Annotated in this window: 21 protein-coding genes; 5 read left to right on the top strand and 16 right to left on the bottom strand. The window is 30.3% G+C overall.

Features of this window, described 5'->3' with window-relative positions:
• Positions 1 to 122: 122 nt before the first annotated feature.
• Both BTO16_RS14400 and BTO16_RS14395 read right to left on the bottom strand, forming a co-directional pair.
• Positions 123 to 1664, bottom strand: a complete 1542-nt coding sequence (locus BTO16_RS14400; RefSeq protein WP_105022355.1) for an Rne/Rng family ribonuclease — start codon at positions 1662 to 1664, stop codon at positions 123 to 125.
• A 287-nt stretch (positions 1665 to 1951) separates the two neighbouring features.
• The gene (locus tag BTO16_RS14395) at positions 1952 to 2242 is read right to left on the bottom strand and encodes an HU family DNA-binding protein (protein ID WP_104810592.1); all 291 of its coding nucleotides are present in this window, start codon (positions 2240 to 2242) and stop codon (positions 1952 to 1954) included.
• 141 nt (positions 2243 to 2383) lie between these two features.
• Here BTO16_RS14395 and mutY point away from each other — a divergent pair, with 141 nt between their 5' ends.
• From mutY to gldD, 4 genes are read left to right on the top strand one after another with little or no spacing between them, the layout of a single operon-like run.
• Positions 2384 to 3421, top strand: a complete 1038-nt coding sequence (gene mutY / locus BTO16_RS14390; RefSeq protein ID WP_105022354.1) for an A/G-specific adenine glycosylase — start codon at positions 2384 to 2386, stop codon at positions 3419 to 3421.
• A gap of 45 nt (positions 3422 to 3466) precedes the next feature.
• Entirely contained in the window at positions 3467 to 3898 is a 432-nt protein-coding gene (locus BTO16_RS14385; protein ID WP_105022353.1) for a single-stranded DNA-binding protein, read from the top strand.
• Positions 3899 to 3915: 17 nt separating this feature from the next.
• Entirely contained in the window at positions 3916 to 5244 is a 1329-nt protein-coding gene (locus BTO16_RS14380) for a gliding motility-associated protein GldE (protein ID WP_105022352.1), read from the top strand.
• Positions 5237 to 5794 carry a gliding motility lipoprotein GldD gene (gene gldD, locus BTO16_RS14375; protein WP_105022351.1) on the top strand — a complete coding sequence of 186 codons (558 nt, stop codon included), beginning with the start codon at positions 5237 to 5239 and terminating at the stop codon, positions 5792 to 5794. The genes BTO16_RS14380 and gldD overlap by 8 nt, the downstream gene beginning before the upstream one ends.
• Positions 5795 to 5988: 194 nt before the next feature.
• Here gldD and BTO16_RS14370 read toward each other — a convergent pair whose 3' ends face one another.
• From BTO16_RS14370 to BTO16_RS14310, 14 genes are all read right to left on the bottom strand, one after another.
• Positions 5989 to 7758, bottom strand: a complete 1770-nt coding sequence (locus BTO16_RS14370; RefSeq protein ID WP_105022350.1) for a MutS-related protein — start codon at positions 7756 to 7758, stop codon at positions 5989 to 5991.
• 9 nt (positions 7759 to 7767) lie between these two features.
• The gene (locus tag BTO16_RS14365; protein WP_105022349.1) at positions 7768 to 8874 is read right to left on the bottom strand and encodes a HesA/MoeB/ThiF family protein; all 1107 of its coding nucleotides are present in this window, start codon (positions 8872 to 8874) and stop codon (positions 7768 to 7770) included.
• 62 nt (positions 8875 to 8936) lie between these two features.
• Positions 8937 to 10052, bottom strand: coding sequence for an NTP transferase domain-containing protein (locus BTO16_RS14360; protein WP_105022348.1), 1116 nt, complete (start codon positions 10050 to 10052; stop codon positions 8937 to 8939).
• Positions 10045 to 10518, bottom strand: coding sequence for a cyclic pyranopterin monophosphate synthase MoaC (gene moaC / locus BTO16_RS14355; RefSeq protein ID WP_105022347.1), 474 nt, complete (start codon positions 10516 to 10518; stop codon positions 10045 to 10047). The genes BTO16_RS14360 and moaC overlap by 8 nt, the downstream gene beginning before the upstream one ends.
• Positions 10519 to 10543: 25 nt before the next feature.
• Positions 10544 to 10723, bottom strand: coding sequence for a four helix bundle protein (locus BTO16_RS18020; RefSeq protein ID WP_317045822.1), 180 nt, complete (start codon positions 10721 to 10723; stop codon positions 10544 to 10546).
• Positions 10701 to 10901, bottom strand: a complete 201-nt coding sequence (locus BTO16_RS18015; RefSeq protein ID WP_317045821.1) for a four helix bundle protein — start codon at positions 10899 to 10901, stop codon at positions 10701 to 10703. Before BTO16_RS18015 ends, BTO16_RS18020 begins: the two co-directional genes overlap by 23 nt.
• 50 nt (positions 10902 to 10951) lie before the next feature.
• Complete coding sequence (locus tag BTO16_RS14345; RefSeq protein WP_105022346.1) at positions 10952 to 12154, bottom strand: molybdopterin molybdotransferase MoeA; 1203 nt, start codon at positions 12152 to 12154, stop codon at positions 10952 to 10954.
• 28 nt (positions 12155 to 12182) lie between these two features.
• A complete protein-coding gene (gene moaA, locus BTO16_RS14340; RefSeq protein ID WP_105022927.1) occupies positions 12183 to 13175 on the bottom strand; it encodes a GTP 3',8-cyclase MoaA in 993 nt (330 codons plus the stop codon).
• A 53-nt stretch (positions 13176 to 13228) separates the two neighbouring features.
• The gene (locus tag BTO16_RS14335) at positions 13229 to 13642 is read right to left on the bottom strand and encodes a YeeE/YedE thiosulfate transporter family protein (protein WP_105022345.1); all 414 of its coding nucleotides are present in this window, start codon (positions 13640 to 13642) and stop codon (positions 13229 to 13231) included.
• A gap of 101 nt (positions 13643 to 13743) precedes the next feature.
• Positions 13744 to 14304: a YeeE/YedE family protein gene (locus BTO16_RS14330; RefSeq protein WP_105022344.1), complete on the bottom strand. Its 561-nt coding sequence runs from the start codon at positions 14302 to 14304 to the stop codon at positions 13744 to 13746.
• Positions 14305 to 14367: 63 nt separating this feature from the next.
• Positions 14368 to 15600 carry a 3-deoxy-D-manno-octulosonic acid transferase gene (locus BTO16_RS14325; RefSeq protein ID WP_105022343.1) on the bottom strand — a complete coding sequence of 411 codons (1233 nt, stop codon included), beginning with the start codon at positions 15598 to 15600 and terminating at the stop codon, positions 14368 to 14370.
• Positions 15601 to 15802: 202 nt separating this feature from the next.
• A complete protein-coding gene (gene rpmA, locus BTO16_RS14320; protein WP_104810605.1) occupies positions 15803 to 16063 on the bottom strand; it encodes a 50S ribosomal protein L27 in 261 nt (86 codons plus the stop codon).
• Between the two features lie 27 nt (positions 16064 to 16090).
• Complete coding sequence (rplU, locus tag BTO16_RS14315; protein ID WP_105022342.1) at positions 16091 to 16597, bottom strand: 50S ribosomal protein L21; 507 nt, start codon at positions 16595 to 16597, stop codon at positions 16091 to 16093.
• A 206-nt stretch (positions 16598 to 16803) separates the two neighbouring features.
• Positions 16804 to 17676, bottom strand: coding sequence for a DMT family transporter (locus BTO16_RS14310; RefSeq protein WP_105022341.1), 873 nt, complete (start codon positions 17674 to 17676; stop codon positions 16804 to 16806).
• A 147-nt stretch (positions 17677 to 17823) separates the two neighbouring features.
• Between BTO16_RS14310 and BTO16_RS14305 the strand changes: the two genes are divergently transcribed.
• On the top strand, positions 17824 to 18252 hold the full coding sequence (locus BTO16_RS14305; RefSeq protein ID WP_105022340.1) for a cation transporter: 429 nt from the start codon (positions 17824 to 17826) through the stop codon (positions 18250 to 18252).
• Position 18253: the final 1 nt, after the last annotated feature.

Below are 18253 nucleotides of genomic sequence, written 5' to 3'. Positions count from 1 at the left end.
TTTTATTTAACTTTCTAAATGTGAAAAAATCGAGCAAAAAAACTTTATAAAGCACAAAACCCCGCAACTTTTAAGTTACGGGGTTTTTTGATAAAAAATTATTGCCTTAGTTACGGTCTAAATTATTCTTTAGAAGATTGAAATTTATAATGTAAGTATGTGTAAGCATCTCTAGGTACAATTGTAATCCACTTTTTGTGTTTTAAATACCATTTAAAACGAATTGAGTTTACTCCTTTGGTTAAATAAGATGCAATAAAAGGATGAATGTGTAATTGTATCTTTTTATTGGTTGATTTATTACTAGAATTTAAAATAAATTTCTCTAAATCCGATTCTATTTTGTCTAATAAAACTATTGGAGCTTCTACTTGTCCATTTATATTTGGGTCGGCTTCGGTAGTTTTTATACTTAACTCTGGTCTAACCCTTTGTCTTGTAATTTGTACCAATCCAAATTTACTTGGAGGTAATATTTTGTGTTTTGTTCTATCAAAAGACATTTGTTCTTTTAAATATTGAAACAGTTTATTTCTGTTTTCAACTTTATGCATATCTATAAAATCAACTACAATAATCCCTCCCATATCACGCAATTGTAATTGACGTGCTACTTCTGCTGCTGCAATTAAATTTACTTCTAATGCAGTCTCTTCTTGAGAGCCCGCTTTATTAGAACGATTTCCGCTATTTACATCAATAACGTGTAAAGCTTCTGTGTGTTCTATAACTAGATACGCACCTTTACTCATAGAAACTGTTTTTCCAAACGAAGTTTTAATTTGTCTCTCTATTCCGTATTTTTCAAAAATAGGAGTTTCGGACTTGTGCAACTTTACAATTTTCTCCTTTTCAGGATAAATTTCTTGCAAGTATTCTTTAATTTCTACTTTCAAAGTTTCGTCATTAGTTACTATGTTTGTAAAAGTTTCATTCATAACATCTCTTAAAATAGAAGATGCTCTATTTAACTCACTTAATATCTTAGTTGGTGTGTTAGTGTTTGGTATACTTTTACACATCGTTTTCCAACGTTCTAATGAGTTTTGCAAATCTTTATCTAATTCTGCTACCTTTTTACCTTCGGCAACAGTTCTTAAAATAACGCCAAAACCTTTTGGTTTTATGCTTTTTGCTAGTCTTTTTAAACGTTCTTTTTCTTCTGGGTCTTCTATTTTTTGTGAAACAGAAACTCTGTTAGAAAAAGGAACTAAAACCAAAAATCTACCAGCTATAGAAAGCTCAGAGCTTAATCTTGGGCCCTTTGTAGAAATTGGTTCTTTTACAATTTGCACTAATAGGTTTTGTCCTGTTTTTAGTGCATTGTTAATACTACCGTCTTTGTTAATGTCTTCTTCCTTTCGGAAATTCTTTAAAGTGAATTCTTTGTACTTACCTGTGCTTACTTTCTTAAGGAACGAATTTAATGAATTTACTTGCGCGCCCAAATCGTGATAATGTAAAAACCCATCTTTTGGGTATCCTACATTTACAAAGGCTGCGTTTAAACCTGTTAACACTTTTCCTATTTTGGCTAAAAAAATATCGCCAACAGAAAATTTGTTTCCAGTTGTTTCATTATTCAATTCAATAAGTTTTCCATCTCTTAATAAGGCAAAATCAATATCAGATGAATTTGAACGAATTATTAATTCTGTTTTCATTCTGAAATGGTTTTAACACTACACTTCATTGTGTAGATGGTTTACTATTGTCAGGTATTTGCAATACCAGTGAGGTTAATTAAACCTCGATGTCAATGAACTTTTTTGTTTTTTTTTGGCTAAACAACAAACGAAAAAGTAAGCGAATGCTTACTTTTTCTTGTGTCTGTTTGCTCTAGCTCTTTTCTTTCTTTTGTGTGTAGAGATTTTTGCTCTCTTTCTTTTTTTACCACTTGGCATAATGTTCAGATGTTTTTTAAACCCTTAAGGTTTTGATTAATATTGTGTTACTTTACCGCTACTTTATTTTTTACTCCTTCTGTAAAAGTCTTAGCTGGTTTAAAAGCTGGAATATTGTGAGCCGGAATTTTGATAGTTGTATTCTTTGAAATATTTCTACCAGTCTTTTCTGCTCTTGTTTTGATTATAAAACTACCAAAACCTCTTAAATAAACGTTGTCACCATTTTCTAATGCACCCTTTACCTCAGTCATAAATGCCTCAACAGTTGCTAAAACATCTGTCTTTTCTATACCAGATTTGTCTGAAATTTTTGATACGATATCTGCTTTCGTCATGATTCTATTTTTACTATTTTTTTGTTAAATTACTTTCAAAAATGCGGATGCAAATATATGATAATTAATCAATTCCAAAAAGATATACACTTAATTTTATCTTAATTTTAAAATGTAATATTGCAATTCTATTTTTTATTCATGAAATTTTCTAACACTTTAGTTTACTGGCAGTTACAAAACAACAGGGAATTGCCTTGGCGTAAATCTAAGAATCCTTATTTTATTTGGCTAAGCGAAATTATGCTGCAACAAACAAGAGTTGCTCAAGGAATCTCTTATTATTTAAAATTTACAGCTAGTTTTCCAACTGTTTTTGACCTCGCCAAGGCGGATGAAAGCACCGTTTTAAAAATGTGGCAAGGTCTAGGATATTATTCTCGGGCAAGAAACCTACATTTTACAGCAAAACAAATTGCAAATGAGCTAAATGGCCAATTTCCATCAACTTATAAAGAAATAATTAAGCTAAAAGGAATTGGAGATTACACCGCTTCTGCAATTGCGTCTATTTGTTTTGATGAGCCAACGGCTGTTGTAGATGGCAACGTTTACCGCGTTTTATCAAGATATTTTGGTATTAAAACCGCTATAAATTCATCCGCAGGAATTAAAGAATTTAAAATTTTAGCACAAACCTTGCTTGACGAATCAAAACCAGGAACTCACAATCAAGCATTAATGGATTTTGGTGCGCTTCATTGCAAGCCTCAAAATCCGCTTTGTGAAACATGTCCGTTTGCAGATAGTTGCGTGGCTTTAGAAAAAAAATTAACCAAAGAGTTGCCTGTAAAAGACAAAAAAGTTAAGGTTAGAAATAGATATTTTAATTTTCTTGTAATAAAAACGGATGATAATAAAACAATTTTATCAGAAAGAAAAGGAAAAGGAATTTGGCAAGGTTTGTATCAATTTCCATTGATTGAGAGCGAGAAGAACATCAACAAAGAGGAAATTATTTCATCAGAAAAATTCGTTAGTTTATTTCGTAACGAAACCACTATCTCACTTTTTAATACAAAAGAAATTGTTCATAAATTATCGCATCAACATTTATATACACAGTTTTGGATTGTAGAAACGGTAACTTCATCCAAAGCAAAAATAAACTGGATAGACATTAAAAAATATCCGGTTCCTGTTTTAATTGCTAATTTTATTGAAGAATTTGAGTCTTAAAGTAATTGATATTTTTAGTACATTTGAACTGTAAATAAAAAAGCGATGGCAAGCACCGTAAACAAGGTAATTTTAATTGGTAATTTAGGTGATGATGTAAAAATGCATTATTTTGAAGGAGGCAATTCTGTTGGAAGATTTCCTATTGCCACTAGTGAAAGTTACACCAGCAAACAAACGGGAGAAAAAATTATAAATACAGATTGGCACAATATTGTTGTTCGAAATAAATTAGCAGAAATTTGCGAAAAATATTTATCTAGAGGCGATAAAGTGTATTTAGAAGGAAAACTTAAAAATAAACAGTGGGAGCAAGATGGTGTTAAACGCTACTCAACAGAAGTTCATGTAAATGAAATGACTTTTTTAACAACTAAAAAGAGTCTTGAAACCACAAATATTCCGCAACAAAAACAGCAAACTACAGCAGATAAAAAAGCTGTTACACCAGATAAAAAAGACGATTTACCATTTTAATTTTAAAACTTTAAAACTTGGACCCAGATCCTGAACCATTATTTTTATTATTTACTTCAATTAATTTTTTAACAGCAATTAACTTTATTGTTTTAATTGTTTTATTAGCAAGTTCCGCAGTTATATCCGGAACAGAAGTTGCCTTTTTTTCACTTTCTCAAAAAGATTTAAACGAACTTTCTAATGACGGAAAAGAAGAAAATATTATTGTAAAATTACTAGAAAGACCTAGAAAATTATTAGCCGCAATTCTAATAACAAATAACTTTATAAACATTTTAATTGTTTTGTTATTTGCTTCAATTGCAGACACCGTTTTTGGTGATTTCAATTACGAATTAAATCTACATTATTTTTTAATTCCGGTTCGTTTTTTAATAGAAGTTATTTTAGTTACCTTCTTAATTCTCTTATTTGGTGAGGTTTTACCAAAAGTATATGCCTCTAGAAATGCGCTTCCGTTTTCTAAAAAAATGGCGAAGTTTATATTGGTGATAAATGTTTTGCTAACTCCTTTTAGCATGCCTTTAATTTCGTTAACAAAATTTATTGAAAAAAAATTAGGGAGTAAAAATACCAATTTTTCTGTAGAAACTTTATCGCAAGCTTTAGAGCTAACATCAGACGGAGCAACTACCAAAGATGAACAAAAAATTTTACAAGGAATTGTGAATTTTGGGAACACAGAAACGGTTCAAATAATGAAGCCTAGAATAGATCTTTTTGCGCTTTCGGATACAGAAACGTATGAAAATGTTCTAAATAAAATTTTAGAAAACGGGTATTCTAGAAACCCAGTTTATAAAGATAATATAGATAATATTATAGGCGTTTTGTTTGCAAAAGACTTGTTGGCACACTTAAATAAAAAAGATTTTAAATGGCAAAGTTTAGTACGTGAAGCTTTTTTTGTGCCAGAAAACAAGAAATTAGACGACTTACTAGATAACTTTAGAGCGCGTAAAAACCATTTAGCAATTGTTGTTGATGAATATGGAGGCACAAGCGGCTTAGTTACCTTAGAAGACGTTATTGAAGAGATTGTAGGAGACATTAACGATGAATTTGATGATGAAGATTTAGCGTATTCTAGAATTGACGAAAATAATTACATTTTTGAAGGCAAAACAAGCATTAAAGACTTTTGTAGAGTTTTAGATGATGAGGACGAAGAAATTTTTGAACAAGAAAAAGGCGAAAGTGAAACGATTGCAGGCTTTATATTAGAGGTTTCTGGTAAATTCCCTAAAAAAGGAGAAAAAATATTCTTCAAGAATTATACGTTTACTATTGAAGCGTTAGATAAAAAACGCATTAAACAAGTAAAAGCAACCAGAAATGCGTAACTTTTTTCTATTCTTAATTTCACTTATTTTTATTGCTTGTAATACGGCTGTTTTACCAAAACCAAAGGCATATTTAAGTTTAGAATATCCTAAAAAAGAATATACTAAGCTAGCATTAAAAAGACCTTATACTTTTGATGTTCTAAAAAACACCACAATTATTGATGATAAAAATAATTGGTTAAAAATTGAATATCCAAACCTAAAAGCATCGATCGACATTACCTACAGACCTGTAGAAAATAATTTAACTGAGCTTTTAACAGAAGCAGAAAAGCTTGTTTTTAAACACGCTGTAAAAGCAGAGCAAATTATACCAAAAGACTTTGTAAACCCTAAAAGACGAATTTTCGGGAGTTTATATGAAATTACTGGTAATGCAGCTTCTCACATACAATTTCATGTTACAGATAGCACAAATAACTTTATAAAAGGTTCTTTATATTTTTACGTAAAACCCAACTACGATTCTATTTTACCAGCAGTTTCTTATATAAAAGAAGATATTTTACGTTTGATTGAAACTTTGGAGTGGAAAAAGCCTCTTTAATTTCTGAAGAAAAAACACTCTTCATGAAAATGCATGTTCTTTAACTTGGTACAATTTAACTTATCCATAAATTTCTAAGAAATCTATTTTCTATGGAGTTAAAAAAAACACATAGGCGCATAGCAAACATAGGTTTGTAATCTTGGTTCCTTTTAGTATTGTTTCTAGATTCTCTTTTCTCTTTCTTAAAAGAACTAAACAATCTTCATTTTCTTTAATAAAAAAGAAGCATTCATGTTTTTACAAACACCATTTTTTAAGATATAATCAAAATACAATTCATCATTTATAATTTCTGCATCAAAATAGTAGTTTTTAATGTCTAAAAATTCGTTCTCTAGCTCACATAAACTCACATCATGCGTTGCAATAATTCCTGTGGATTTCGATTTTGTTAATTTTTCTACAAACTTTTTAGAACCAATTGCTTTGTCTTTACTATTTGTTCCTTTTAAAATTTCATCTAAAATGATAAAATAATCTTCCGTTTCAATTTGATCAACAATATACTTTAAACGTTTTAATTCTGAATAAAAATAAGATTCATCCTCCGTTAGAGAATCCGAGGTTCTCATACTTGTAATAAGCATTATTGGCGAGTATTTAAAACTTTCTGCACAAACAGGTAATCCGCAGTTTGCCATTACAATAGACAATGAAATTGTTCTTAAAAAAGTGCTTTTCCCTGCCATATTTGCACCTGTAACAATAAAAAATTGTTCGTTATCAATAGTAAAATTATTATCAATTCTTTTACTAACTGCTAATAACGGATGGCCTAAATTAGTAGCTTTTATAACTCCTTGATCATCAGAAATTTCTGGAAACACAAAATTTGGGTGATTAAAATTAAAATTAGCAAGCGAATTGTGCGCATCGAAAAAAGCAACAACTTCAAACCATTTCTGCACCGTGTGTTTATAGTTTAAAATCCATTTTTCTACTTTGCAAGCATTGTAAACTTCAAATAAAAATAAACCGTTGCCAAGTAATGCAATAACATCATTATTTCTTTGATCAAAAATGTCCAAAATTTTAGAGAATTCTTTAAAAACTGTCGATGCTTTTTTCTCTTCCGTTTTAATAATTTCTCTTTTTTCTTTTAATATTTCTGATGTAAATTCTTGATTTTCAATCTCCGTTAACAATTCGTGGTATTGCCTAAAAGTATCACTAATCTTATCTGTCTCTATGTAAATTTGTTGTGTTTTTTTTATGAATCTGCTTGCTATAAATAATCCGATAAAAAACCAAATAACTAAAAAAACAAAAGAAATAAATCCGAAAGAAATAAGACCAACTAAAAACAAGGAAATTATTGAAAAGCTAACTTGAATTTTTGATGCATGTTTCGATAGAATCGAAGTGTAATTTGCAATCCAGTTTACAATAGATTTTGAGGTGTTTTTAACAACAACCAAACTTGCCAAAGCAGAAAAATGCTGCCTCCAATTTACCTTATCTGCAAGCTCTTTTATCGCAATTTGTTTTTCTAAAATGAATGTTGTTTTATTCTCCGTTAAAATAGTTGCTAAAGCTTCTTTACCCTCAATTGTAGCAGTTCTATTCATAAACTGAAAGAAAGAACCTTTACCAAACAAATCGATATCGTTACTATAAAAATGTGCCGAACTTACAAATTCTTCTCCTGTTTTTAACTGATGAAAAACGCTGTTTAAAACTTTAATTTCAGTTATATTAATATTTATTTTTGCCTCAATAATCTCTTTTTCTCTTTTTAATTTGATGTATTTCAATATCAAAAAAGTGAAAACCGAAAATCCGATACCAGCAATTATAAAGAGCTGAATAAAATTACTAAAACTTAAATAGATTAAGAAGCAAGTTGCAGAAAAAACAGTGAATCTTAAGATTCCAAAATTGACTAATTTCTTTTTTAAAGAAGAAGCTTCATTCTCAAGTTCAGTTTTTTGCTGCGTGTAAAATTCTAAAGGAGTGTTCATAAAATAATATTAATTATAGTTCGAAATTCCGCCAGTTAAACTTAAAACTTTCAAATCAGGGTATTTTTTTTTCATTTTTTCCACAGCTTTATAACTGTTAAATCCTCTTTGACAAACCATTACATAGGTTTTACTTTTATCAATTGTAATTTTATTGGCATCAAATTGATTTATATGAATAGTTTGTTGCACTTCAAAAGGCAATTTTAAACCATTTAAAACGGCAATAATTTCAAGGTTTCTAAACTCCGTTTGATGTAATAATTGCTCTTTTAACTCTTTAGCAGCTATTTGCCAATCAGGGTTTTGACCAGCACAAGCTAAATCGACATAGGTTTGAATTTTAAATATTTTAGCAATTTTATCTTTTAAAACAGTTGGTTTTAATTTCATTTTTAGCTGCGTATTTTGAAGCGAATTATAAATTAATAATTCGTTTGTTAAGGGTGTTCCAATTCCTGTAATCAATTTTAAAACTTCATTTACTTGCTGCGTTGCAATCATGCCCACAATAGAATTTAAAGTTCCTGCTTCTTCACAATTGGGAATATCTTGTCTTTCGAGCGAAGTCGAGAAATCGGGAAAAGCATCTCTTAAATTTGCTGAATAAGTTCCATCTTTTTGCAACACATTAAATGTAGCCACATACCCATCAAATTTATACAAAGAACCATACACTAATGACTTATTTTTGATGACACAAGCGTCATTTAATAAATATTTTGTTGGCAGCGAGTCTGTACCATCAACCACAATATCCACATCAGAAATCAACTCAAAAACAGTTGCTTTTGTAATTGGCTTGTTGGTAAAATTGATATCTGTGAACGGTGCTCTTTTTACTATAAATTGAGATAAAACTTCTGCTTTTGATTTACCTACATCCTCTAAACTATAAAAAACTTGTCTGTGTAAATTGGTAACATCAATGGTGTCAAAATCTATTAAATGGATTTTACCAATTCCGCTTGCCGCTAAATAAACAGCAATTAAACCTCCTAAACCGCCACAGCCAACAACCAAAACAGATGCATTTTGTAGTTTTTGTTGCCCAACTTCACCAATTTCAGATAAAGTAATTTGACGTTTAAAAAGTTGATTTTTTGTTGGTTTCATTTTTTGTCATTGCGAGGAACGAAGCAATCTCTCCATTCTACGTTCATTATTAATTAAACAGATTACTTCGTTCCTCGTAATGACGATATCACCGCCTCAAACTCTTCGGGAGTATTTATATTTCTGATAAAATCATCGTCAATTTCTACAATTTCAACATCAGAATTTATTAACACTTTTCTAGGACAAGAATATCCTTGCGCTAAATATTGCAACAAAATAGGATATGCTTTCGGTTCGTAAATCGTAATTAAAGGCTCTACAAACTCCTTGTTCTCCCCTTTAATTGCTGTGGCAACTTTACTAGGGTTTCTGTGTTTTAAAACTAATTGAATAATGGTATCATCTATAAAAGGAACATCTGTAGCCAGCACAAACCAAGCTGCATTCGGGTCTTTTTGAAACGCCGAACAGATACCGCCAAAAGGACCTAAATTCAAAAATTTATCAGAAATTTCGGCTACTTTTTCTGATGTATTACGAACAGAATAAAACGTTTCTAACTTATTATTTTCTAACAATTCTTTGGCAAATTCCTTTTGAGGTTTTCCAAAATAATTCAATTCAGATTTATCTTGGCCCATTCTTGTACTTTTTCCGCCTACTAAAACCAAGCCTTTTATAGGAGCAATTTTTTCTTGAATGAGATTGTTAATGTGGTTTGAAATTTGATCAACCTCATCAATTGTATAACAAGTGATGTTTTTTATCTGCGGATATTTTTCAAGTAAAAAATCAAAATAGTTAGTGTCTTTTGTCAATTTTATAACAAACTGAATGCGATCTAACTGTTCTAATCTTTTTAAGACGGAAGCTTCTTTCGCTTCGTCTAAAATTAAAATTTGTTTTGCTCCTTGATAATGATTTCCATTAATAAAAACATAGTCAAACTGCGCAAAATCTAAACGCTGCTGAAACTTATTTACGCTTCCAGAAGTTGTGATTTGTAAATTACCTTCGTGATGAAAAACGAATTCAGACAACTTATTTTCTTCCACATCTTTAGCATGAGAAGCATCAAAATACCCCAATTTATAATTAGATAGTTTCTGAGAAACTTTATGAACTACATCAGAAATAATTCCACAGTTTGTGCCCAAAATTGCAATTTCATTTGGGGCAAAATTATCATTATTTCGTCTTTCTAAATTTGTATGTTTTGTGTGTGTTTTAGCCATTTTTAATATCCGATTTTCCGCCTGTTTTTTCTACTAATTTCACTTCTTTAATTATCATTTTCTGACTGATACTTTTACACATATCATAAATAGTTAAACAAGTTATATTTGCGCCAGTTAACGCTTCCATTTCTACGCCAGTTTTCCCTTCAATAGTAACTTCGCACAGCACTTCTACATTTTCTGAATCTATGATTTTAATATCAATATCAACGCCATTAATCAACAAAGGATGACACATTGGTATTAAGTCGGATGTCTTTTTTACACCCTGAATTCCTGCAATGATTGCCGTTTGAAAAACAGGTCCTTTTTTAGTAATTAACTCATCATTTGTAAAATGAGCAATCACCTCTTTTCCTAAAAACATGGTTGCTTTTGCAATTGCTGTTCTTTTGGTAATTTTCTTATCAGAAACATTTACCATTTTAGGATTTCCTTTAGAATTTAAATGTGTAAAAGTCATTTAAATAGTTTTTAGTTTTAAATGTTTAATTTTTAGTTAAATTAGTTTGCGAAGTTTTAACAATAAAAGTTAAAATTCTAATTAACTCGTGAATGTCCAAAATTAATGAATTCACATCTATATTTGTTAAATCACTTTCTTTTAATAATCGTAACCAATATTTCGTTTCTCTAGCTTCTTTTTTAAGAGATAGACATTTTTGCAATAAAATCTCTTTTACTTTGTCCTGCTAAAGCCTCTTCAATATTTGCACCAATTGAAGTGCCACTTCTCAAAATTTGATTTGATATTACAAATTCTTTTTCTTGTTGTAATTGCTTGTATAGAGCAATAATTTTGAAGGAAAATTCGAAACTCTTTTTTTGAACGATACTTTCTTTCATAATCATTTTCTTGTACTAAAAACTCAAAACTAAGCACTTAAAACTAATAATTAGCGATAGCTTACTATCGGATAAACTTCTCCTTTTTTAAATTCAATTTTATCACTCGGCAACTGAATAAAAGCATCGGTTTTTACCAAACTTGCTAAATCTCCTGAACCATTTCCTAAAATTGGAAACGCCGTTAAAAACCCTTTTTCTCTTTCTAATTTTACTTGTAAAAAATAGGTTAAATTAGGTTTAAACGTAACATCTTCTCCTAAAATTGCTGTTTCTTCATTTAATTCTAATCCTACTGATTTGTAATACCAAGGATAAAAATACGCCAAACAATTTACAAAAGTAGAAATCGGATTTCCTGGAAAAGCAAATACTGTGCACGTTTTTGTAGTTCCCATCCAAAAAGGTTTTCCTGGTCTTTGTGCAACTGTATGAAATAATTTTTCAACACCCAATTCGTCTAAAACTTCTGGCAAAAAATCAAATTTACCTTTACTAACGGCGCCACTAAAAAGCAATACATCATATTCTTGTAAATAACTTTCTATTTTAGACTTCAAAACTTGCTTATCATCGGTTATATGTGCAGTTTCGGAAGGAATATTCAACCTTTCTAGCAAAGAAACTAAAGTGAACACATTACTTCTTCTAATTTGATGTTCTAACGGAATTTCGTCAACTCCTACCAATTCATCGCCTGTAGAAACAATCATTACTTTTGGTTGTTTTGCAACTTTTACAAACGATTTTCCAACCGTTGCTAAAACACCAATTTCTGCTGCTGATATTTTTGTGTTTTGAGGAATCAAAATATCGCCAACTGCACCGTCTTTGCCTTTAATATGAATATTTTGACCGTCATTTATAGCATCAATATTGATGGTTGCCACTCCGTTTTCAATAGTTACATCTTCGTATCTAATTACCGAATTTGTGTTATTTGGCAAAACTGCACCCGTCATCACTTCGATACAATTCTCTGAATTTTTAAGTGTGATTTGTTTACTTCCTGCAGCCTGAATTCCTTCAATATTAAAACTCAATTGTTTGTTTGAGCGAAGTCGAGAACTAAATTCGTTGAAATCAACTGCAATTCCATCCATAGAAACTCTGTTAAACGGTGGAAAATCTCTATCCGCAGTAATTTCTTCTTTTAAAATTCTACCAAAAGATTTTATAAACGGAATTTCTTCAACTCCGAAATTTTGGGTTGAATTTAATACGGTTTGTAAAGCTTTTTCTACTGAAATCATTTGAAAATGTGTAATTTTTTAAACCTTTCTAACCTCCAATTGTACTCATACTCTCCGAAGCACCACCATCTTTTCTATTTGCCTCTGCAATAAAACCATTTTCTGGCTTTTCTTTTACTAACGATAAAAAAAGTTCTTTTAAATCATCGTTAGATGCGCCTTCTCTGATAAAATCTCTTAAATTAAAAACACCGTCATCAAACAGACAATTTTTAAAAGTTCCGGTGGATGTAATTCTAATTCGATTGCAATCGTTGCAAATTGTTCTTGTAAATGCAGGAATAATACCAACAGTTCCTAAATGATTTTCTATTGAGTAATTTCTAGAGGTTGATGATTTTTCTGATTGAACTTCAGTAACATCAAACTCGGTTTTTATCTCGTTTAAAATCTTTTTAAAAGTCCAGTTTTCTTTCATTTCACGCTGCCCTTTTCCGTTAAAAGGCATTTCTTCTATAAAACGTATTGCAACATTCTTATCTTTGGTCAATCTTACAAAATCAACAATTTCATCAGTATTAAAACCAGATTGCACCACTACATTTAGTTTTAAGTCTAAACTACTTTGTTCAAGCAGTTCAAAAGTTTTGTAAACTTCAGGAAAAACATCTCTTCTTGTAATTTTTGCGAACTTATCTCTATCTAAACTATCAATACTAAGGTTTATTTTTTTTACTTTTTTAAGCTTTTCAATTGTTGAAATATGATGAGAAATTAAGGCTCCGTTTGTTGTAATATTAATTTCATCTAACAAATCATTGTAAGACAACATTTCTAAAAAACCCACAAAATCTTTTCGCACAAAAGGCTCACCACCTGTTAAACGCACTTTTTTAACACCTAATTCGGTTAAAACACGAACCAGACGATACATTTCTTTAAAACTGAGTAATTCTTGTCTTGGTACAATGTCTATTCCATGAGCAGGCATGCAATATTGGCAACGTAGATTACAACGATCTGTAACCGCTAACCTTACATATTCCATTTTTCTTCCAAAACTGTCTATTAATTTGCTCATTTGGTTTGCTAAATTAGCTTCTTTTAAATTATTGAGATATGACAATAATCACTTTAATTTGGTAATTTTTTGCTCAAGACTCCATATATGAAAGCTCCTAAAAGTGCTCCCGCTAATAAAATAAGCGCCGGAATTAATTTAAACCCAAGAATTACAAATATCGGTGCTGCACAAGCTCCTGAAATTCCCCAACCTAAACCAAACAAAGTTCCACCTAAAATAGTACTAACAAAACCCTCTTTTTTAGGTTTCGGAACAATTTTATTACCGTTGATGTCTTTTATCTTTCCGTGTTTAAACAATTGCATAAAAATCATAGAAATTACTACCGCTCCACCAATAATGCCGTACATATGAAAAGACTGAAATTTAAACATTTCATAAAAACGATACCACGAAATAGCTTGTGATTTACTTAGAACAATTGCGAAAAAAATTCCTAAAATTAAAAATTTGATGTTTTTCATTTTATTATATTTTTAAACTTCGACAAGCTCAGTTTGACACTCAGAATTTCAATTGACAAAACATATGTTAGCCTGAGCTGGTCGAAAACTTTTTATACTATTTAACCAAACAAAATTGGAATTATAACCCACGTAGCAATAATGCCTCCAATAAAAAAGCCAATTACAGCCAATAAAGAGGGCAATTGTAAGCTACTTAAACCCGTAATTGCGTGGCCCGATGTGCAACCGCCAGCGTAACGCGTTCCAAAACCTATAAGTAAGCCAGAAACTAAAAGAATTAAAAACCCTTTTAAAGAAAAAACCACCTCATCACTAAATATTTCATCAGGAAAATACTGATTTCCAACATTAGCAAATCCTAAATCTGTAAGTTCTTGAACCGTTTTTGGGTTCAAATCTATTGCTTGATTTGGAATTAAGTAATTAGCAGCTATGAAACCACCAATAATTAATCCAATCACAAAAAACAATGCGAATTTTTGATCTTTCCAATCTTTTTTAAAATAATCAGATACTTTATCCGCCCCAAAAATGGTGCAAATAGTTTCAAAATTTGTGGAAGCTCCAAAGTTTTTACCAAAGTAAAAATACAATAATAGCGAAATTGCTATGAGCGGACCACCAACATACCAAGCCCAAGGTTGTAGTATAAAATCCATATTTTTTTCATTTTTTTCCTCGCTACCACACTCAATAAAGAATGAAACAGAACGGATATTAATTTATAATTTATCTTTTAAATAATCCATAATTTTTTTGGTTGCTCCAAGATTTTCTTGAATATAATTTTGATTGATTTCCCCTGTTGATTTTCTATAATCTTCATCCATTTTTAGTCTATCAAAAATACTAGAAAATTCATTTTGATTGCTAATTGAAATACATCCTTTTAACTTTACTAAATCAACAGCTTCTTTAAATTTACTGTATTTGTTACCAATAATTACAGGAATCCCGAAAGTTGCAGGTTCTAAAATATTGTGCAATCCTGTGTTTAAACCTCCACCAACATATGCAACATCCGCGATAGCGTAAATTTTAGTTAAAATACCAATAGTATTAATAATAAAAACTTGATATTCTGATAGGTTTTTATCCGCTTTATCAGAAAATAAAACCGTTTTTTTGTTGATAGATTTCTGTAATTCTAAAATTGCTTCTTGCTTAATAGTATGAGGCGCAATTATAAATTTCTCGTTTTCTGATGCTTTGTTGTTAATATAATGTATTAACAATTCTTCGTCTTCGTGCCAAGTACTTCCTGCTATAATTGTGTATTGATTGTTTTTAAATTCGTTAATAAAATCTAGTGAATTATCTTGTTCTAAAATTTTAGAAACTCTATCAAAACGAGTGTCACCCGCAATGCTAACATTTTTAAAGTTGATAGCATTTAATAATTCTTGAGAAGTTTTATTTTGCACAAAGAAGTGATGAAAAGCTTGTAAGGATTTTCGCATAAATCCGCCATAAAACTTAAAGAAAATTTGGTTTTCTCTTAAAATTCCTGAAACTAAAATTGTAGGAACCTCTTTCTTTTTTAATTCGTTTAAAAAATTTGGCCAAAATTCATATTTTATAAAAATTGCCAAAGTAGGATTTACTTTTTTTATAAATTTTATTGCATTCGCCTTACTATCTACCGGCATATAACAAACAACATCTGCTAAATTATAATTTTTGCGGATTTCATATCCTGAAGGTGAAAAAAAAGTAACTAAAATTTTATATTGATTATACTCTTTTTTTAATCTTTCTATAATTGGTATTGCTTGCTCAAATTCACCTAAAGATGCCGCGTGAATCCAAATTGTATTTTCATTTTTTAATGCAGCAGTTTTAGAAAAAGTTTCTTTTCTTCCATCTACAAAAAGCCTTAATTTTTTATTAAATAAAGCGAATAGTGAAAGTAGCATTGTTGCTATAAAAACAAATATGTTATATAAGAAACTCATTGGGGTAAAAATACAAAATAGAAGTTGGTTTGTTGCTTATATTAGCAAGCATAAAAAAGTTACTTTGAAAAGAGTATGGTAATTGTAAACCTTATAAGTTTAAAGCGTAAAAGAAAATTGCACAGAAAACATTATAAGACAAAAACACTCAAACAATTGCTTGTTTGAGTGTTTTAAAATAACTTTTAAAAGTCTTAATTTCTTAAGCTTCGAATGGAGTTATAGATACATAAGACTTGTCGTTTCTTTTCTTTCTGAATTCAACAACTCCGTCTACTTTTGCATGTAAAGTATGATCTTTACCCATGTAAACATTTTCTCCTGGATTGTGTGTTGTTCCTCTTTGACGAACAAGGATGTTACCAGCTATTGCTGCTTGACCTCCAAATATTTTTACTCCTAGACGTTTCGATTCTGATTCTCTACCATTCTTCGAACTACCTACTCCTTTTTTATGTGCCATGATGTTATGGTTTTAAAATTGAATTTTTTATTTAGTTAAAGCTTCGATTAATTCAGCTTTCTTTAAAGAAGTATATCCAGAGATACCCTGTTCTTTAGCAGCATCTTTTAATTCTGCAACAGTCATAGAATTATAATCTGTTGTAGCTTCTTCTTTTACATCAGCTTTAGGAGCAGCTTCCTTTTTAGGAGCTTCTTCTTTTTTTACTGATTTTGTACCACCAGTAGCAGCAATAGACTCAATTTGAATCTCGCTTAAATACTGTCTGTGTCCGTTTTTCTTTTTGAAACCTTTTCTTCTTTTCTTTTTGAAAACGATTACTTTATCACCTTTTAAGTGACTTAAAATTTGAGCTGTTACAGAAGCTCCTTCTATAGCTGGGGCGCCAATTGTTACATTACCAGCGTTATCAAGTAAAAGAACGTTATCAAAAGTTACTTTTGATCCTGCTTCTCCTTGTAAACGGTGAACGTATACTTTTTGGTCTTTTGCTACTTTAAACTGCTGCCCTGCTATCTCTACGATTGCGTACATACTTTTTGTTTTGCGTATTAATACTTAATTAATTCATTTTCAATGCTGAAAATGCGGATGCAAATATACATATTTTTTAATATTGAACAATATTGTTTGTAATAAAATAATTTTATCTGCAAAACCCTTGTTTTATCAGCATTTAAAAGGTTATTTATCTTCTTGTTTTTTTGTCGCAATCTCGTTCTTCATTCTTCCTAAAGAAACTACTTCTTCTTGTTTACCAAATAGACGCCAAACATTATAATTATAGCCGCAAAAAATTGCAATAAATCTAATTTTTCTCCGTCTAAAATCCCCCAAAAAACAGCAACAATCGGTATTAGATAAGTTACAGAAGATGCAAATATAGGCGATGCCAAGTGCACCATTTTATTATAAAACACTTTTGCAACACCTGTTCCTAAAATTGCTAAAATAGTAAGATAACCTAGCGCCGTCATTTTAGTTTCTGTATACTCAAAGGTGCTAAAAAAGTCTGTACATGCTAAAACTATAAAAGCCGGAATTACCAGTAACAAAAAGTTGCCTGTAACAATACTTAACGCACTAATATCATGCAAATACCTTTTTACAATATTCACATTAAAAGCATATCCAACAGAACCTATTACTACTAATATAGAAAACCAATAATTTTGATTCGGGTTTAAATCTGCGCCTTTTAAAATTAATAATAAAGTACCAATTAAACCGATAATAATCCCTAAAAATTGCTGCTTTTTAAAAGAAAACCCAAAAACCAACACACCAACAATAAAGGTGTTAAAAGGGGTAAGCGAGTTTAAAATAGCCGTAATAGAACTATCAATGCCAGAAACAGCAAATGCAAATAAAAATACTGGAAAAAAAGTACCCAAAAGTGCTGTGTAAAGAATGTATTTATAATGTCTCTTCCTAATTTCTTTTAAACTCTTAAAACCTATCATCAGCAAAAAAAAACCAGCAATTAAAATACGCAAAGCACCTAATTGAACAGGTGTTAAACCAATTAAAGCTTTTTTCATCAGGATAAAAGAACTTCCCCAAACCAATGAAAGTAACACCAAATACAACCACTTTTTTTGCTGATTATTCATATGTTGGATTAATTTTTTTGCAAAAGTCCAATAATTATTCAAATACATCCTTTATTATTGATAAATTTGTATAATGAATCGATCATAAAATCTGATAACCCTTTTTTAACGTTTATCAATAATTATAAAACCCTTAAATTCTATCCCATGAAAATAAAAAAAATAATATTCTCAGTTGCAATTGCTTGTTTTATTTTAACAGGATGTCAAAAAGAAGTAAAAAAAGAAACTATTTCTTTAGCTATTTCTGGTATGACTTGCGAAATTGGTTGTGCAAAAACCATTCAATCTAAATTATCTAAAAAAGAAGGAGTTTTAGGTGCGAAAGTTATTTTTACAGATAGCATTGCAAACATTGAGTTTGATGCAAATAAAACATCTAAAGAAGATTTAATTGCTTTTGTGGGTGCAATTGCAGGAGGCGAATTGTATAAAGCCTCAGAAAGTAAAGTTAATACAAGTGCAAAAGCACATACTTGCTCTGATGCTTGCAAAGAAAGTTGCGAAATGAAAGCAGAAAAAACAGCTTGTAAAGAAGACTGTAAAATGGCTTGTTGTGCTGATAAAAAGAGCTAAA

The sequence above is a fragment of the Polaribacter glomeratus genome (genome assembly GCF_002954665.1).
Classification (GTDB): domain Bacteria; phylum Bacteroidota; class Bacteroidia; order Flavobacteriales; family Flavobacteriaceae; genus Polaribacter; species Polaribacter glomeratus.
This window is presented reverse-complemented; position numbering and strand designations above follow the sequence as displayed.

Coding starts and splice junctions, on each gene's coding strand:
- BTO16_RS14360 (WP_105022348.1), bottom strand. CDS start 10,052: ATGGCTAAAACACACACAAAACATACAAATTTAGAAAGACGAAATAAT.
- BTO16_RS14325 (WP_105022343.1), bottom strand. CDS start 15,600: ATGAGTTTCTTATATAACATATTTGTTTTTATAGCAACAATGCTACTT.
- rpmA (WP_104810605.1), bottom strand. CDS start 16,063: ATGGCACATAAAAAAGGAGTAGGTAGTTCGAAGAATGGTAGAGAATCA.
- rplU (WP_105022342.1), bottom strand. CDS start 16,597: ATGTACGCAATCGTAGAGATAGCAGGGCAGCAGTTTAAAGTAGCAAAA.
- BTO16_RS14305 (WP_105022340.1), top strand. CDS start 17,824: ATGAAAATAAAAAAAATAATATTCTCAGTTGCAATTGCTTGTTTTATT.
- BTO16_RS14385 (WP_105022353.1), top strand. CDS start 3,467: ATGGCAAGCACCGTAAACAAGGTAATTTTAATTGGTAATTTAGGTGAT.
- BTO16_RS14370 (WP_105022350.1), bottom strand. CDS start 7,758: ATGAACACTCCTTTAGAATTTTACACGCAGCAAAAAACTGAACTTGAG.
- moaA (WP_105022927.1), bottom strand. CDS start 13,175: ATGAGCAAATTAATAGACAGTTTTGGAAGAAAAATGGAATATGTAAGG.
- mutY (WP_105022354.1), top strand. CDS start 2,384: ATGAAATTTTCTAACACTTTAGTTTACTGGCAGTTACAAAACAACAGG.
- BTO16_RS18015 (WP_317045821.1), bottom strand. CDS start 10,901: ATGAAAGAAAGTATCGTTCAAAAAAAGAGTTTCGAATTTTCCTTCAAA.
- BTO16_RS14365 (WP_105022349.1), bottom strand. CDS start 8,874: ATGAAACCAACAAAAAATCAACTTTTTAAACGTCAAATTACTTTATCT.
- BTO16_RS14400 (WP_105022355.1), bottom strand. CDS start 1,664: ATGAAAACAGAATTAATAATTCGTTCAAATTCATCTGATATTGATTTT.
- BTO16_RS14330 (WP_105022344.1), bottom strand. CDS start 14,304: ATGGATTTTATACTACAACCTTGGGCTTGGTATGTTGGTGGTCCGCTC.
- BTO16_RS14335 (WP_105022345.1), bottom strand. CDS start 13,642: ATGAAAAACATCAAATTTTTAATTTTAGGAATTTTTTTCGCAATTGTT.
- BTO16_RS14345 (WP_105022346.1), bottom strand. CDS start 12,154: ATGATTTCAGTAGAAAAAGCTTTACAAACCGTATTAAATTCAACCCAA.
- BTO16_RS14395 (WP_104810592.1), bottom strand. CDS start 2,242: ATGACGAAAGCAGATATCGTATCAAAAATTTCAGACAAATCTGGTATA.
- BTO16_RS14310 (WP_105022341.1), bottom strand. CDS start 17,676: ATGAATAATCAGCAAAAAAAGTGGTTGTATTTGGTGTTACTTTCATTG.
- moaC (WP_105022347.1), bottom strand. CDS start 10,518: ATGACTTTTACACATTTAAATTCTAAAGGAAATCCTAAAATGGTAAAT.
- gldD (WP_105022351.1), top strand. CDS start 5,237: ATGCGTAACTTTTTTCTATTCTTAATTTCACTTATTTTTATTGCTTGT.